The sequence below is a fragment of the Kitasatospora sp. MAA4 genome (assembly GCF_029893355.1).
Taxonomy (GTDB): Bacteria; Actinomycetota; Actinomycetes; order Streptomycetales; family Streptomycetaceae; genus Kitasatospora.
Genome location: NZ_JARZAI010000015.1, coordinates 1 through 15,149, shown reverse-complemented (window position 1 = coordinate 15,149; position 15,149 = coordinate 1). Strand labels below are relative to the sequence as shown.

Here is a 15,149-nt window from a genome sequence, read left to right as displayed (position 1 = left end):
GGGTCAGGACTCCGGCTGCTCGATCAGCTGCGCCAGGTAGAGCGCCTCGCCGAGCTTCTCCAGCAGTTCGAGCTGGGTGTCGAGGTAGTCGATGTGGTGTTCCTCGTCGGCCAGGATCGCCTCGAAGATGTTGGCCGAGGTGACGTCGTTCTTGGCGCGCATCACCACGATGCCCCGGCGCAGCCGGTCGATCGCCTCGACCTCGACCTGCCGGTCCGCCTCGAACATCTCCTTGACCGTCTGGCCGACCCGGACGTGGAAGAGCCGCTGGTAGTTCGGCAGGCCGTCCAGGAAGAGGATCCGGTCGGTGAGCAGCTCGGCGTGCTTCATCTCGTCGAAGGACTCGTGCCGGGTGTACTTCGCGAGCTTCGTCCAGCCGAAGTTCTCCTGCATCTTGGCGTGCAGGAAGTACTGGTTGATCGCGGTCAGCTCGGCGGTGAGCTGCTCGTTGAGGAACTCGATGACCTCGGGGTCGCCCTTCATGGCGTGCCTTCCTGCCTGCGGGGGGAACAGGTTGTTTCGAACGGCATAGTGGCACTGGGTGAGGGGGAATTTCCAGTAAGTTCACACTTACCCCGTGATGGGTGGGATTGTCCGATAGAGGGAGATTCTCCCGATTGAGGGGCGCGCGGCCCGGCCAAGGGGCGCGCGGCGAGCATCGCCCGCCGTCTGTCACCATGGACGCATGGGTCAGTCCGAACAAGAAACTCAGCAGTCTGACCCGAGCCTCCCGCCCGGCCAGCGCCTGCAACGCGGCTGGCCGGTCCTGCACTACGGTCCGGTCCCCCGGTTCAAGCCGCTGACCTGGGACTTCCAGGTCTTCGGGGCGACCGCCTCGGCCGAGAAGCACAGCTGGGACCACGAGGGATTTCACAGCCTGCCCCGGCGCACCGTCTCTGCCGACTTCCACTGCGTCACCCGCTTCTCGATGCTCGGCAGCGAGTGGAGCGGTGTGTCGGCAGCCACCATCCTCGAACTCGCCCCGCCGGACCCCGCCGTCACCCATGTGATGGTCTGGGCCGAGTACGGCTACAGCTCGAACCTGCGGATGGAGGATTTCGCCGACCCCCGGACGCTCTTCGCCACCCACCGCAACGGCGAGCCGCTGACCGTCGAGCACGGCTTCCCGGTGCGCCTGGTCGTCCCGCAGCTGTACGCCTGGAAGGGCCCCAAGTGGGTGCGGGCCGTGGAGTACATGCGGGCCGACCGCCGGGGCTTCTGGGAGGAGCGCGGCTACCACAACCGGGCCGACCCCTGGGCCGAGCAGCGCTACTCCTACCAGGAGGAGCCCGGCGACGGGCCGATGCGCTAGCGCGTCAGAACTTGATCGTCACGGTGGAGCCCTTGGGCGCCGACTGACCGGCGCTCGGGCTCTGCGAGCTGACGTTGATCAGGCCCAGCAGGCTGAGCCCGCTCTCCTTCACCTTGAAACCGGCCGCGGTCAGCGCGCTGGTCGCCGCCGACTCGCTCATCCCGGTCACGTTCGGCACCACCACCGGCTGCGGCCCCTTGGAGAGCGTCAGCGTCACCGTCGAGCCCGGCACGGCGGTGCCGGTGACGTCCTGCGCGGTGACCGCCCCGGCCGGGACGGTGTCGGAGTACGCCTGGTCGCTGCCGAGCGCCGCCCTGAAGCCTGCGGTCGCCAGCGCGCTCTGCGCCTGGGTCACCGGCTGGCCGACCACGTTCGGCACGGCGACCGGCGCCGGGCCCTGGCTGACCACCAGCGAGACCGGGGCGTTGACCGGCAGCGGCTGGCCGGCGGCCGGCGAGGTGCTGATCACCGAGCCCTGCGGCACGGTGGGGCTGAAGTCCTGGCTGGTCGTGCCGGGGGTCAGCCGGGCGGCGGTGAGCTGCTGCTTCGCCTGGTCCAGCGGCTTGCCGCCCACGTCAGGGACGTTGATCCGCTCGGGCCCCTTGGAGAGGGTCACCTTGACCCCGTCGCTCTTGCGGGCCCGCGCGCCGACCCCGGGATCGGTACTGATCACCTGGCCGGCCGGCACGGTCTCGCTGAACGCCTGGACGAACCGGCCCTGCAGCCCGGCGCCGTCCAGGGTGGCGACGGCCTGCGCCTGGGTCTGGCCGAGCACGCTGGGCACCGACGCGTACACCGCGCCGGACAGGAAGTAGCTGACCACCGCGACGACCAGCAGGACGGCGCCGAGCGCCGAACCCCAGACCAGGGAGCGCCGCGAGCGACCGGTCCGGCGCGGGCGCGGGGTCCGGACGGGCGTCGGCTCGTTGTACGGCCGGGACGGGGTGACGAGCTGCGGTTGCTGCGGCGGCGGGAACGCGAACACGCTGGTGGGCTCGGGGGCCGGGGCGGTGATCACCGAGGTCGCCTCGTTGGTGGCGAACCGCGGGGTGGGCCGGGTGGAGGCGGGCGGCTCGGCGTCCAGCTGGTCCGGCGTCAGGGCGCGGCGCACCCGTTGCAGCGCGGCCAGCAGCTCCACCGCGTCCCAGGGGCGGTACTGCGGGTCGCGCGCGGTGGCCGCGGCGACTATCGCGTCCAGCTCCGGCGGGATGCCGGGGACGGCGATCGAGGGGGCCGGGACGGACTCGTTCAGATGACGGTAGATCACCTGCATCGGGCTCTCGGCGGTGTAGGGCTTCTGACCGGTCAGCAGCTCGTAGAGCATGATGCCGGCCGCGTAGACGTCCACCCGCTGGTCGGTCGGCTCGCTCTGCATGATCTGCTCGGGCGCCAGGTACGAGACGGTGCCCATGATCATGCCGGGCGTGGTGGCGCCACCGGTGTCGGCGGGGCCGGCGCCGCTGGTGGAGAGCAGCCGGACCAGGCCGAAGTCGGCGACCTTGACCATGCCGCCGTCGGTGATCAGCACGTTCTCCGGCTTGACGTCCCGGTGCACCAGGCCGGCCCGGTGCGCGGCGCCGAGCGCGGCCAGCACCGGCTCCAGCACGTCCAGCGCGGCCCGGATGCTCAGCGCCCCGCGGTCGGTCAGCACGTCACGCAGGGTCCGCCCGGGGACGTACTCCATGGCCAGGAAGACCGCGGTGCCGTCGGCGCCCTGGTCGAAGACGTTGACCACGTTGGGGTGCGAGAGCCGGGCGACGGCCTTGGCCTCCCGGATGAAGCGCTCGGTGAACCCCGCGTCGCCGGCCAGCCCGGGGTGCATCACCTTGAGCGCCAGCACCCGGTCCAGGCGGGTGTCGGTCCCCCGGTAGACCGTGGCCATGCCGCCCACCGCGATGCGCTGCTCGACCCGGTACCGGCCGTCCAGCAGCGCTCCGAGCAGGGGATCGTTCAGCGTCATGTCCACCGGAGCAGTCTAGGGCCGGGTCCGACGATTCCCGCCGGGTGCCGCGGGGTCAGAACGCCGGGCGCTCGCGGTGGTCGAGGTCGGCTCGGCCGGCCATGGCGGAGGAGGCCTCGGCGTGGAAGCGGCGCGGGATGCGGCCGGCCCGGTGAGCGAGGCGGCCGGCCTCGGCGGCCCTGCGCATCGCGTCCGCCATCAGCACCGGCTCCTGAGCCCGCGTCACGGCCGAGGCCAGCATCACCGCTGCGCAGCCCAGTTCCATGGCCAGCGCCACGTCCGAGGCGGTGCCGGCGCCCGCGTCCAGGATCACCGGGACGTTCGCGCTCTCCACGATCAGCTGGAAGTTGTGCGGGTTGCGGATGCCCAGGCCCGAGCCGATCGGCGAGCCCAGCGGCATGATCGCAGCGCAGCCGACGTCCTCCAGCTTGCGGGCCAGCACCGGGTCGTCGTTGGTGTAGGGGAGCACGACGAAGCCGTCGTCCACCAGCGTCTCGGCAGCGTCCAGGGTCTCGATCGGGTCGGGCAGCAGGGTCCGCTCGTCCGCGATGACCTCCAGCTTGACCCAGTTGGTGCCGAGTGCCTCGCGGGCCAGCCGGGCCGTCAGGACGGCCTCGCCGGCGGTGAAGCAGCCGGCCGTGTTCGGCAGGATCCGGATGCCGTTGCGGGTCAGCACGTCGAGCACCGAGCCCTGGGTGGTGGCGTTCACCCGGCGCATGGCCACCGTGGTCAGCTCGGTGCCGGAGATCAGCAGCGCCTGCTCCAGGACCTCCAGGCTGGGGGCGCCGCCGGTGCCCATGATCAGGCGGGAGCCGAAGGTGGTGTCGGCGATGGTCAGCAGGTCGTCGGCCATGGTGGTCAGCCTCCCTGGACGGCGGTGAGGATCTCGACCCGGTCGCCCGCGCTGAGCACGGTCCGCTCCCAGGCGCTGCGCGGCACGACGGTCTCGTTGAGCGCCGCGGCCACCCCGGTGGGCGCGCTGCTGAGCGTGCCGACCACCTCGGCGAGGGTGGCGGACTCCGCGACCTCGCGCGGTTCGCCGTTGACGGTGAGCGGGATCAGGATCGGTGTCGCGGTCATCATGCGGCCTTCACGGTGAAGCGGGTGGGAGAGAACGGGAGGGCCGACGCGGGGGTGACCCCGGTGGCCAGGTACTCGGCGAGCAGGTCGCCGGTGACGGCGCTGAGCAGCACGCCGTTGCGGTAGTGGCCGGTGGCGGCGACCAGGCCGGGCAGGTCGGTGGGTCCGAGCAGCGGCGCGTTGTCGGGCGAGCCCGGGCGCAGGCCGGCGCTGGTCTCCACCAGCGGCAGTTCGGTGATCCCGGGCACCAGGTCGTGCGCGTCGCGCAGCAGCTCGTAGACGCCGCCCGCGGTGACGGTGGTGTCGTACCCCTGCTCCTCGCTGGTCGCGCCGATCACCAGCTCGCCCTCGGCGCGCGGCACCATGTAGAGGTGCTGGCCGCGGACCACCGCCCGGACGTTGCGCGAGAGGAAGGGGCCGTGCCGGTCCGGCATCCGCAGCCGCAGGATCTGGCCCTTGACCGGCCGGATCGCGGGCAGCACCCCGGCCGGCAGGCCGGGCAGCAGATGGCTCTGCGGGCCTGCGGCGAGCACCAGTTGAGGGGCGCTCAGCGCGTCGCCGCCGTCCAGTCGGACGCCGCTCGCGCGGCCGTCCTCGACCAGCAGCTCGGTCGCCAGGGCGCGCCGCAGCACCACGCCCGCCTGCTCGCAGGCGGCCACCAGGGCGGCGCTGAGCCGGCGGCCGTCCACCTGGTGGTCGTCGGCGACCAGCAGGCCGCCGCGCACCGCGGGGGAGAGCATCGGCTCCAGGCGGCGGCACTCGCGGCCGGTCAGCCAGCGCGAGTCCAGGCCGAGGCGCTGGTGGAAGGCGTAGAGCTCGCGCAGTTCCTCGCGGTCGTCGGCGTCCAGTGCGACGGCGAGTGTGCCGGTGGCGCGGTAGCCGGTGGACAGGCCGGTGAGCTTCTCCAGCTCGGCGGCGAACGCGGCGTAGCGCTCGTTGGAGGCCATCCCCAGCCGCAGCAGCGGCTCCTCGCCGTACTGCAGCTCGGTGACGGGAGCCAGCATCCCGGCCGCCACCTGGGCCGCGCCGCCGCCCGGGTCCGGGTCCACGACGGTCACCGCGAGCCCGCGCTGGGCGGTACGCCAGGCGACCGCGAGCCCGATGATGCCGCCGCCGATCACGAGCACGTCAGGTCGTGCGTCTGTGCAAGCCAAGGCGCTGATGCTCCCTTCGCCGGAATGACCCGGATCAGGTTCGGACGGTCGCAGGCTGCATCGGCCCGCCTCTCAGCCCGGTGCACCGGGCTCCCGTGATGAGGATGCCCCCACCATAACTCCGGGCCGCAGCCGCGCCGAAGGCCTGTCCGGTGCGCGATACCCCTCGATAGGGTGAGCGGGTGGCTGAACTGGAGCGGGCGGAGCAAGTGGTCGTGGTGGGGTCCGGGATGGCGGGGGCGCAGTGCGCGCTCGCGCTGCGCCAGGGCGGTTGGCGCGGGGGGATCAGCCTGCTGGGGGCGGAGCCGCACCCGCCGTACGACCGGCCGCCGCTCTCCAAGGACGTGCTGCTCGGCAAGGCCGACAGCAGCGTCTTCGACCTGGACTTCGACCAGCTGGGCATCGAGCTGCTGGCCGGCCGCCGGGCCACCGCCGTGCGGCCCGGGGTGCTGCACACCGACGCCGGTGAGCTGCCGTACGGGCGGCTGGTGCTGGCCACCGGCGCCGACCCGGTCCGGCTGCCGGTCTCGGACGGCGCCCGGGTGCTGCGCACCGTCGACGACGCGCTCGCGCTGCGGGCCGCGCTGGGTCCGGGGAGCCGGCTGGTGCTGGTCGGGGCGGGCTGGATCGGCGCCGAGACCGCCACCGCGGCCCGGCAGCTGGGCTGCGAGGTCACCGTCCTGGAGGCCGCCGCCGAGCCGCTGGCCGGCGTGCTGCCGCGTGAGCTGACCGCGCCGATGGAGCGCTGGTACGCCGAGGCCGGGGTGCGACTGCGGCTGGGTGCGAAGGTGGCCGCGGTGGAGCCGGGCGCGGTGGTGCTCGCGGACGGCGACCGGGTTGCCGCCGACGAGGTGGTGATCGGCATCGGCGCGCGGCCCGCCACCGGCTGGCTGGCCGACTCGGGCATCGAGCTGGACGCGGCCGGGGCGATCGTCGCCGACGCCTCGCTGCGCACAAGCCTGCCGCTGGTCTGGGCGGCCGGGGACTGCGTCAGCTACCCCTCGGCGCGGTTCGGCGAGCGGATCAACGTCCAGCACTGGGACCACGCGATGCACTCGGGCCGGGCGGTGGCCGCCGCGCTGCTGGGCTCCGACGAGCCCTACGACCCGGTGCCGTACTTCTGGTCCGAGCAGTTCGGGCGGATGGTGCAGTACGCGGGCCGGCACGCGGCCGGCGACCGGATGGTGCTGCGCGGCTCGCCCGAGGACCCGGCGTGGAGCGCGCTCTGGCTGCGCGAGGGCGTGCTGGTGGCGGCCATGGCGGTGGATCGGCCGCGCGACGTGGTGCAGGCCCGCAAGCTGATCGCGCAGGGCTCGGCGTTCGATCCGGAGCGGGCAGCCGACCCCTCGGTGGCCCTGAAGTCGGCCGTCGTCTGAGACCCTGGTGCTGTGAGTAGCGATACGGATGCCAAGATCGAAGCCCTCGTGAGCGAGTGGATGTACCTGCCCGACATCTCCGAACAGTGGGGTGTACTGGTCACCGAAGTGCGTCAGATGGTCAAGGACCACAAGCTGATCGCGTTCCGCCGCGGCGCGAACCGCTCGCTCCAGGTGCCGGCCGCCTTCATCGACGGCCCGGGCCTGACCAAGCACCTGGCCCCCACACTGACCCTGCTGCAAGACGCCAAGTTCACCGACGAAGAGATCATCGAGTGGCTCTTCACCGAGGACGAGACTCTGCCGGGCAGCCCGATCCAGGCGCTGCAGGAGAACCGCGGGACCGAGGTCAAGCGGCGCGCCCAGGCGATGCTGATCTGATGGCCGGCGCGGACCACCGGGCGAAGCTCGCGGACGCCCGGCTCTACCTGTGCACCGACGCCCGGCGCGAGCAGGGCGACCTGCCGCAGTTCCTGGACGCCGTGCTGGCCGGCGGCGTGGACATCGTCCAGCTCCGGGACAAGGGCCTGGAGGCCAAGCAGGAGCTGGAGTACCTGGAGGTCTTCGCGGACGCCGCCCGGCGGCACGGGAAGCTCTTCTCGGTCAACGACCGCGCCGACGTCGCGCACGCCGCTCGCCCCCAGGTGCTGCACCTGGGCCAGGACGACCTGCCGGTCCCGCACGCCCGGGCGATCCTGGGCGAGGACGTCGTGATCGGGCGGTCCTGCCACGCGGAGTCCGAGGTGGACGCGGCGATCGCCGAGGCCGGCGTGGACTACTTCTGCACCGGGCCGGTCTGGCCGACGCCCACCAAGCCGGGCCGCTTCGCACCGGGCCTGGGCCTGGTGGAGTACGCGGCGCGGCAGTCGACGGACCGTCCGTGGTTCGCGATCGGCGGGATCGACCTGGGCAACCTGGACGAGGTGCTGGCCGCCGGTGCCCGCCGGGTCGTGGTGGTCCGGGCGATCACCGCGGCCGAGGACCCGGGCGCGGCCGCCGCGGAGCTGGCCCGCCGGGTGCGCGCCGTCTCCTGACTCAGTAGCGGCGGACGGTGGCGGCCCGGGCGAGCGCGAGCAGCGTGGCCCGGGCCGCCTCGTCAGCCAGCGGCGCCGCGTCCAGGGCGGACAGCGACTGACGCATCAGCACGTCGATCCGCTCCTCGACCCGCTCGGCCGCGCCGCTGCGGGCCACCAGCTCGCTCAGTTCGGCGATCTCCTCGGGGGTGAGCCCCGGCGCGCCGAGCCGGGCGTCCAGCCGGGCGGCCTCGGCCGGGGCCAGCGCGCGCAGGGCGAGCGCGATCAGCAGGGTGCGCTTGCCCTCGCGCAGGTCGTCCCCGGCGGGCTTGCCGGTCACGGCCGGGTCGCCGAAGACCCCCAGCAGGTCGTCGCGGAGCTGGAAGGCCTCGCCGAGCGGCAGCCCGAAGGCCGAGTACGCGTCGACCAGGGTCTGCGAGGCGCCCGCGAGCCGGGCGCCGACCTGAAGCGGCCGCTCGATGGTGTACTTCGCCGACTTGTAGTGCAGGACGGTCTGCGCCCGGTCCAGGGCCAGCGCGTCGGTCGAGTCGCCGGCCACCGGCTCCAGTACGTCCAGGTACTGGCCGGCCATCACCTCGGTGCGCATCAGGTCGAAGACCGGCTTGGCGGCCAGCACCGCGGCGGACTCCAGGCCGCAGCGGACGAACAGTTCGTCGCACCAGATCAGCAGCAGGTCGCCGAGCAGCACCGCCGCCGCCGCACCGTACTGCTCGCGGTCGCCGCGCCAGCCGCTGTCCCGGTGCAGTGCCTCGAAGCGGCGGTGGATGGAGGGCAGCCCGCGCCGGGTGTCGCTGCGGTCCATCAGGTCGTCGTGCACCAGCGCGCTGGCCTGGAGCAGCTCCAGCGCCGCCGCGGCGTGTGCGATGCCGCTGCTGTCGGCGGCCCCGCCGGCGCCCCGCCAACCCCAGTAGCAGAACGCCGGGCGCAGCCGCTTGCCGCCGTCCAACAGGAAGTCCCGCAGCGCGTCGGCGGCCGGGACCAGGCCGGGGGAGATCTTGCCGAGCAGGACGCCCTGTTCGTCCATGAACGCCGCGAGAGCGGCGTTCACGCGCTCGCGGACCGCCTCCACATCAAGGGGCTGGACGGGCGAGGGGCTGGGCGAGGTCACGACGGTTCTCCGCAATCATTGGGGTACCGCCAGACTAGCGCCGGGTGCCGGGCACTGGCCGCCGCGCCGCTTCCGTGGCGCCCCTTGGACATGTGGACATTCCGTCTCGTTCTGTGGACGTTCTCTGTCCGCGACCCCCTGGTGACCGTTAATCTGCGGTCATGGCACTAGGAATCCCCTCCACCAGAACCGACCGCGCGCTCACGGTCCGCGAACTGCTGGCGGCAGGGCAGAGGTCCTTCTCCTTCGAGTTCATGCCCCCGCGCAGCGAGGCAGCCGAGCACAAGCTCTGGGACGCGATCCGCCGTCTGGAGACGCTCAATCCGAACTTCGTCTGCATGACGTACGGCGCCGGCGGCTCCTCGCGCGGGCGCACCGTCAACATGGTCGGCCGGATCGCCACCGAGACCACGCTGACGCCCGTCGCGCACCTGACCGCCGTCGACCACTCGGTGGCGGAGCTGCGCAACATCATCGGCCAGTACGCGGACGAAGGCGTCCGCAACGTCCTCGCGGTGCGCGGCGACCCGCCCGGCGACCCGCTGGGCGACTGGGTGCGCCACCCCGAGGGCGTCACCTACGCCTACGAGCTGGTCGAGCTGATCAAGGGCATCGGCGACTTCTGCGTGGGCGTGGCGGCCTTCCCGCAGATGCACCCGCGCTCGGCGAACTGGGACGAGGACATCCGCCACTTCGTCGCCAAGGTGCGGGCCGGTGCCGACTACGCGATCACCCAGATGTTCTTCGAGGTCGAGGACTACCTGCGGCTGCGCGACAAGGTCGCCGCGGCCGGCTGCGACGTGCCGATCATCCCGGAGATCATGCCGGTCACCAACGCCAAGCAGCTGGAGCGCTTCCCGCAGCTGAGCGGCTCGGCCTTCCCCGCGGAGCTGGAGAGCCGGCTGCGCGCCGTCGTGGACGACCCGCAGGCGCTGCGCGAGGTCGGCATCGAGCACGCCACCGCGATGTCCGAGCGGCTGCTCGCCGAGGGCGTGCCGGGGCTGCACTTCATCACCCTCAACGGCTCGCTGGCCACCTTGCAGATCTACCAGAACCTCGGCCTGCACCGGGGCTGACCGCGGGTACCGGCAGGCCCCGGCCGGATGTGGGGCCGGATGGTTGGAACCGGTACAGTCGCCGCACGCGCGGGCCCGCGCGCCGGGCTGTGGTGGAGGTCGCAGATGAGCATCGGATTGCTGGTGTTGTACGCGGCCCTCGCGGTGGTCGCCCTGTGGCTGGTCGCCGAACTGCTGTTGCAGAACCGGGCGCCGCTGCACTGGCGGGGCGTCGCACTCGGCGGGTTCCTGCTGGTGGTCGCCGGGATGGCGATCCGCTCGGTGCCGGTGATCGGGGCGGGCGCGGTGGCCTTCGCGACCGGCCAGGTCTTCGTGACGCTGGCGGTCAAGCGCGGGACGACCAGGAGCTGGTCGCTGCGCGCCTCGGACGGCGCGCTGCCCGGCCCGCTGGCCAAGGTGCCGCTGCTCAGCGCGGCCACCGGCGGCGAGGCGGCGGTCGCGGCGGTGGCGGTGCCGGTGGTCGGTGAGGTCGGCCCGATCGAGGAGCCGGAGCAGGGGATCCTGCCGGAGCCGCTCACCGAGGACGACTTCGGCGTGTACGAGACCCCCGGCTACCTGCAGGACTCGCCCCAGGAGGAGCCGCAGCCCCAGCAGCAGTCGTACCCGCAGTACGGCGAGCAGCAGCAGTGGCAGCAGCAGCCGGTCCAGGGCTACCAGGACGCCGGTTACCAGCAGGGCTGGGACGGGCAGCAGGGTTACCCGCAGCAGCAGCAGTACCAGGACCCGTACTGGCAGCCGCAGCAGCAACAGCAGTACCAGGACCCCGCCCAGTACCAGCAGGACTACGGCATCCCGCACCAGCAGGGCTACGAGCAGCAGCACTACCAGCAGCCCGAGAGCTGGACCCAGCAGCAGTAGGCGGGTCAGGCCGGGCCGATCAGCCCGGCCGTGATGCAGGCCGACATGCCCGCGCGAGCCAGCCCGCCGCCCGGGTGCGCGGAGCCGCCGATCAGGTAGCGGCCCGGCGTCGGTTCCTCGTTCGGCGTCAGCAGGAACTCCCCGCGCGCGCCCGCCAGGGCCGGCCGCGGGACGGCGCCGCCCGGGGCGGAGGTCTCCCGCTCGGTGTCCGCCGGGGTGCGCACCACCCGCCAGAGCAGCCGCTCGCGCAGGCCGAGGCCGGCCGCGTCCGCGTGCTCCAGCAGCCGGTCCGCGAAGCGGTCGGCGACGCCGGCGGCGGTCCAGTCCAGCCGGGCCTGCGAGGGGACCGTGACGGTGAGGGTGACGCACTCGTGGTTGTCGTCCGGGCGCAGTGACGGGTCGTCGGGCCGCAGCACCTGCACGGTCGGGCGGTCGCAGAGCCGGGCGGTGGGGCCGAACAGCGCGTCGAGCTCGTCGGCCCGGTCGGCGGCATGCAGCACGGTGCGGTGCGGCGTCCCGGCGGGCCGCGCCCCGCGCAGCGCGAGCAGCACGCTGACCCGGCCCGGCAGCGTCGGGTCGCCCGGCGCCTGACGCAGCAGCACGCCGGTCGGCGGCTCCACGACCCGGGTCCTGAAGTGGAACTCCACGCCGCGCTGCTCGCAGCGCCGGTAGACCGCCTCGGCCAGCGCCCGCATGCCGCCGCGGACGTACCAGACGCCGAAGCTCTGCTCCATGTACGGGATCACGGTGGCGCCGGCCGGGACGGTCCGCGGGTCGAAGCCGAACCGCAGGGCGTACTCCTCAAGGAGTGCGGTCAGCGCCGGGTGGCCGCCCAGTTCGCGCTGCGCGACCTGGGCGAGGGTGGGTTCGCCGCCGAGCAGCCGGCCCAGTCCCCGGCGCGGTGCGGCCGGGTACGGGTCGCTGCGCAGAGCCGCGGGGTCGGCGGGCAGCGGCTCCTCGAGCAGCGGGCGGCGGGTGGCCTCCCAGACCGTGCGGCCGCGGTTCGTCAGCTGCCCCCAGCGCTCGCCCGCCCCCGCGCCGAAGGCCGCGTCCAGCGCCTGGCCGACCCCGCCGCGCGAGGCGTTGGGCAGCAGGACGGACGAGCCGTCGGCGAAGACGTGCCGGCTCTCGGGGTCCACCGGGGAGAGCTCGACCAGCTGCTCCAGCGGCTCCCGGCCGGTCTTCAGCGCGAGGTCGCGGTAGACCGCGGGCAGCGTGAGCAGGGTGGGACCGGTGTCGAAGGCGAAGCCGTCGCGCCGGTACTGCCCCAGCATCCCGCCGTACGTGCTGCTCGCCTCACAGACCGTCACCCGGTGCCCGACCGTCGCCAGCCGCGCCGCCGCCGCCAGTCCGCTGATCCCCGCTCCGATGATGACGATCCGTGCCATGGCTCAAGATCCTAGTAGGGGCGTCTGCCGCATCCGGCGGGCCCGGCGCTCGCGGCGGTTGGCCAGGAAGCGGCGGATCCGGGAGAAGGCGAACCAGACCACCAGCAGACCCGCGGCCAGCAGCACCGCGGCGATCGAGGCGGCCACCCAGGGGTGGAAGATCGCCAGGGTGACCAGGCCGGCCACCGCGAGATCCTCCAGCAGGCTGATCACGATGTTGCTGAACGGCTCGGGCGAGGTGTTGACCGCCATCCGGACCGAGGCCTTGACCAGATGGCTGGCCAGCGCGGTGGTGCCGCCGATCGCGCCCGCGGCCAGCTGGCCGAGCGAGCCCGGGTGCTGGCTCGCCAGCAGGGCGGCCACCACGGCGCCGGCGATCGGGCGGATCACCGTGTGGACGGCGTCCCAGACCGAGTCCACGTACGGGATCTTGTCGGCCACGGCCTCGCAGAGGAACAGCACGATCGCGGCGATCAGCACGTCGGTGCGCTCCAGCACCGGCGGCACCGAGTCCGCGCCGCCGAAGCGGCCCAGCAGGCCGAGCAGCATGACCACGGCGTAGGCGTTGATGCCGCTCGCCCAGCCGCTGGTGAAGATCAGTGGTAGGACCGTCAAGGTTCTCTCCCCGTGTCGAATATTCGCCGGTCACCGTATCGCGCGCCGTCGTTGTCAGTGCCGGGGGACAGCATGGGGGAGCACGGGTCGACCGATCCGTGCGGCCTGCTCCGGACCGGGGGAGAACATGAACGTCACCGACCTCCCGAACGAGATCCCCGACAGGACGTCCGCTTCGGCGTCCGACCAGATCCCGCTGCGTTCCGTCGACGTCCATCCGGTGCTGCTCAGGGCGGGGGCGCCGCCGGCTGCCCTGGACCTGCTGGCGCAGGCCCACCGCACGCTGGTCCGAGCCGGCAGCGCGCAGGACCCGCTGGAGCGGTACGCCACCGCGCACCTGGCCGCGCTGCGCACCACCGCAGCGGTGCTCGCCGTGCGCGGGCGCCCGGAGACCAACCCGCGCCGGCGCAGGGCGATCCGCAGCGCGTGGGAGGTGCTGCCCGAGATAGCGCCCGAACTGGCCGAGTGGGCGGTCTACTTCGCAGCCGGCGCCCGAAAACGCGCCGCGGCCGAGGCCGGCCTGCAGGGCGCCGCGAGCGAGCGCGACGCCGACGACCTGGTCCGCAACACCGCGGTCTTCCTGCGCCTGGTCGAACGCGTGCTGCGCCTCGGCCCGCCACCCCCTGATCACAGGCTCTAAGGTGGAGTCGTCAGGCTCGCCGCCCTTCTGAGGAGACCTCACCTTGTACCCGACGCGTCCCCGCAGCGCCCTGCGTACCGCCGTGGTCTGGGAGGTGGTGCGGACGGCCCTGGAGCGTCGGGCGGCCGAGCTGGATCAGCCGGTGCTCGACGTGCTGGACACCGGCGGCGGCACCGGCAACTTCGCCGTGCCGGTGGCCCGGCTCGGCCACCGTGTCACGGTGGTCGACCCGAGCCCGGACGCGCTCTTCGCGCTGGAGCGCCGCGCCGCCGAGGCGGGCGTGACCGACCTGGTGCGCGCCGTCCAGGGGGACACCCAGACGCTGCCCGACCTGATCGCCCCCTCCTCGGTGGACGCGGTGCTCTGCCACGGCGTGCTGGAGATGGTCGACGACCCCGCGGACGCGCTCACCAGCCTGACCGGGACGCTGCACAAGGGCGGGCTGGTCAGCCTGCTGGCCGCGAACCGCAACGGCGCCGTGCTGGCCCGGGCGCTGGCCGGTCACTTCGACGAGTCGCGGACGGTCCTCACCGCGCCGGACGGCCGCTGGGGCGCCGGCGACCCGATGCCGCGCCGCTTCACCGCCGACGAGCTGGGCGAGCTGGCCGCCGCGGCCGGCCTGCGGGTCGAGTCGGTGCACGGCGTGCGGGTCTTCGCCGACCTGGTGCCCGGGGTCCTGGTCGACACCGAACCGGGAGCCATGGAGGCGCTGCTCAAGCTGGAGGAGGCCGCCTCCCAGCAGCCCGCTTTTCACGCGGTCGCCACCCAGCTGCACGTGCTCGCGGCGCTCGGCTGAGTTAGCCTTCGCGCCCGCGGGCACTCCGGCGTGTCCCGGGTCGTTGGCTGGGTGCTGGGTGCTCGCAGATGTGTCGGACACGACGGATCGTCGCCCGCCCCGAAGGGCACCCGTGGACCGTATGATCTGGGTAAAGCCAGAACGCATGACGGCCAGGCGCATGGGGCATATGGACCACAACGAAGCCAGGTGGCGGACCGGTCGCCCCCGCGACCGACGAGTAGGAGGACTCCGTGCCGCTCTCGGAGCACGAGCAGCGACTGCTCGACCAGATGGAGCGAGCGCTGTACGCCGAAGATCCCAAGTTCGCGACAGCGCTTGAGGGAACCGGGCTGCGCATGTACACCCGTCGCCGGGTGTACCAGGCTGCGGCCGGGTTCGTGGTGGGTGTCGCCCTCCTGATGGGGGGCATGGTCGCTCAACTCATCTGGGTGAGCGTCGTCGGATTCCTCGTCATGCTGGGCTGCGCGGTCCTCGCCGTCACCGGGTGGCGCCGCCATCCGCCGGCCGGCCAGGGGGCCGGGCAGCGGACCGCCCCCGCGCCGCGCCGCAAGGCGAGCGTGATGGACCGGATGGAACAGCGCTGGCAGCGCCGCCGGGACGAACACGACGGCATGTAGTAGGCCGCAGACGCAAGCGAGAAGCACGGTGGGGGGGGCGGCCGCGGGCGGCCCCCCCCCCCCGCGTGGAGGCGGGGCGGGGGGGGTGGGCCGCCGGCCCCCCGTGGCCCCCCCCCCCCCCCCCCCCCCCCC

At 73.3% G+C, this 15,149-nt stretch carries 17 protein-coding genes and 1 riboswitch; of the genes, 9 read left to right on the top strand and 8 right to left on the bottom strand.

All coding sequences use genetic code 11. The annotated features are described in order from the left end of the window. Positions 1–3: 3 nt before the first annotated feature. Complete coding sequence (bfr, locus tag P3T37_RS20635) at positions 4–483, bottom strand: bacterioferritin (protein WP_280725227.1); 480 nt, start codon at positions 481–483, stop codon at positions 4–6. Positions 484–685: 202 nt separating this feature from the next. On the opposite strand from bfr, the gene P3T37_RS20630 reads away from it, so the two are divergent. Further along, positions 686–1,312, top strand: coding sequence for a sulfite oxidase-like oxidoreductase (locus P3T37_RS20630; protein WP_280725226.1), 627 nt, complete (start codon positions 686–688; stop codon positions 1,310–1,312). A 4-nt stretch (positions 1,313–1,316) separates the two neighbouring features. Here P3T37_RS20630 and pknB read toward each other — a convergent pair whose 3' ends face one another. The 4 genes from pknB to thiO all read right to left on the bottom strand — a co-directional run bounded on the left by pknB (position 1,317) and on the right by thiO (position 5,506). Further along, complete coding sequence (pknB, locus tag P3T37_RS20625) at positions 1,317–3,272, bottom strand: Stk1 family PASTA domain-containing Ser/Thr kinase (RefSeq protein WP_348533266.1); 1,956 nt, start codon at positions 3,270–3,272, stop codon at positions 1,317–1,319. Positions 3,273–3,327: 55 nt separating this feature from the next. Then, positions 3,328–4,125 carry a thiazole synthase gene (locus P3T37_RS20620; protein ID WP_280725224.1) on the bottom strand — a complete coding sequence of 266 codons (798 nt, stop codon included), beginning with the start codon at positions 4,123–4,125 and terminating at the stop codon, positions 3,328–3,330. Positions 4,126–4,130: 5 nt separating this feature from the next. Next, positions 4,131–4,331, bottom strand: coding sequence for a sulfur carrier protein ThiS (gene thiS / locus P3T37_RS20615; protein ID WP_280725390.1), 201 nt, complete (start codon positions 4,329–4,331; stop codon positions 4,131–4,133). Between the two features lie 20 nt (positions 4,332–4,351). Beyond that, the gene (thiO, locus tag P3T37_RS20610; RefSeq protein ID WP_280725223.1) at positions 4,352–5,506 is read right to left on the bottom strand and encodes a glycine oxidase ThiO; all 1,155 of its coding nucleotides are present in this window, start codon (positions 5,504–5,506) and stop codon (positions 4,352–4,354) included. Next, positions 5,500–5,613: riboswitch (TPP riboswitch) on the bottom strand. (Overlaps the previous gene by 7 nt.) A 75-nt stretch (positions 5,614–5,688) precedes the next feature. Here thiO and P3T37_RS20605 point away from each other — a divergent pair. Genes P3T37_RS20605 through thiE form a run of 3 tightly spaced genes read left to right on the top strand, consistent with a single transcriptional unit; the run spans position 5,689 to position 7,916 of the window. Further along, complete coding sequence (locus tag P3T37_RS20605; protein ID WP_280725222.1) at positions 5,689–6,882, top strand: FAD-dependent oxidoreductase; 1,194 nt, start codon at positions 5,689–5,691, stop codon at positions 6,880–6,882. Between the two features lie 60 nt (positions 6,883–6,942). After that, positions 6,943–7,263, top strand: a complete 321-nt coding sequence (locus P3T37_RS20600; protein WP_280725389.1) for an Rv2175c family DNA-binding protein — start codon at positions 6,943–6,945, stop codon at positions 7,261–7,263. Continuing rightward, positions 7,263–7,916, top strand: coding sequence for a thiamine phosphate synthase (thiE, locus tag P3T37_RS20595; RefSeq protein WP_280725221.1), 654 nt, complete (start codon positions 7,263–7,265; stop codon positions 7,914–7,916). Before P3T37_RS20600 ends, thiE begins: the two co-directional genes overlap by 1 nt. Position 7,917: 1 nt before the next feature. Here thiE and P3T37_RS20590 read toward each other — a convergent pair whose 3' ends face one another. Then, a complete protein-coding gene (locus P3T37_RS20590) occupies positions 7,918–9,024 on the bottom strand; it encodes a polyprenyl synthetase family protein (protein ID WP_280725220.1) in 1,107 nt (368 codons plus the stop codon). A gap of 161 nt (positions 9,025–9,185) precedes the next feature. Between P3T37_RS20590 and metF the strand changes: the two genes are divergently transcribed. Beyond that, on the top strand, positions 9,186–10,100 hold the full coding sequence (gene metF, locus P3T37_RS20585) for a methylenetetrahydrofolate reductase [NAD(P)H] (protein WP_280725219.1): 915 nt from the start codon (positions 9,186–9,188) through the stop codon (positions 10,098–10,100). A gap of 105 nt (positions 10,101–10,205) precedes the next feature. Beyond that, positions 10,206–10,958, top strand: a complete 753-nt coding sequence (locus P3T37_RS20580; RefSeq protein WP_280725218.1) for a hypothetical protein — start codon at positions 10,206–10,208, stop codon at positions 10,956–10,958. A 5-nt stretch (positions 10,959–10,963) separates the two neighbouring features. Here the strand turns inward: P3T37_RS20580 and P3T37_RS20575 are convergent, their stop codons facing one another. Together P3T37_RS20575 and P3T37_RS20570 are read right to left on the bottom strand one after the other, a co-directional pair. Further along, positions 10,964–12,346, bottom strand: a complete 1,383-nt coding sequence (locus P3T37_RS20575) for an NAD(P)/FAD-dependent oxidoreductase (RefSeq protein WP_280725217.1) — start codon at positions 12,344–12,346, stop codon at positions 10,964–10,966. Positions 12,347–12,349: 3 nt separating this feature from the next. Next, positions 12,350–12,961: a DUF4126 domain-containing protein gene (locus tag P3T37_RS20570; protein ID WP_280725216.1), complete on the bottom strand. Its 612-nt coding sequence runs from the start codon at positions 12,959–12,961 to the stop codon at positions 12,350–12,352. Positions 12,962–13,088: 127 nt separating this feature from the next. Here P3T37_RS20570 and P3T37_RS20565 point away from each other — a divergent pair, with 127 nt between their 5' ends. The 3 genes from P3T37_RS20565 (at position 13,089) to P3T37_RS20555 (ending at position 15,017) form a co-directional block, all read left to right on the top strand. After that, a complete protein-coding gene (locus P3T37_RS20565; RefSeq protein ID WP_280725215.1) occupies positions 13,089–13,601 on the top strand; it encodes an SAV_6107 family HEPN domain-containing protein in 513 nt (170 codons plus the stop codon). Between the two features lie 43 nt (positions 13,602–13,644). Continuing rightward, positions 13,645–14,397, top strand: coding sequence for a methyltransferase domain-containing protein (locus P3T37_RS20560; protein ID WP_280725214.1), 753 nt, complete (start codon positions 13,645–13,647; stop codon positions 14,395–14,397). A gap of 233 nt (positions 14,398–14,630) precedes the next feature. Further along, positions 14,631–15,017: a DUF3040 domain-containing protein gene (locus P3T37_RS20555; protein WP_280725213.1), complete on the top strand. Its 387-nt coding sequence runs from the start codon at positions 14,631–14,633 to the stop codon at positions 15,015–15,017. Positions 15,018–15,149 lie beyond the last annotated feature (132 nt).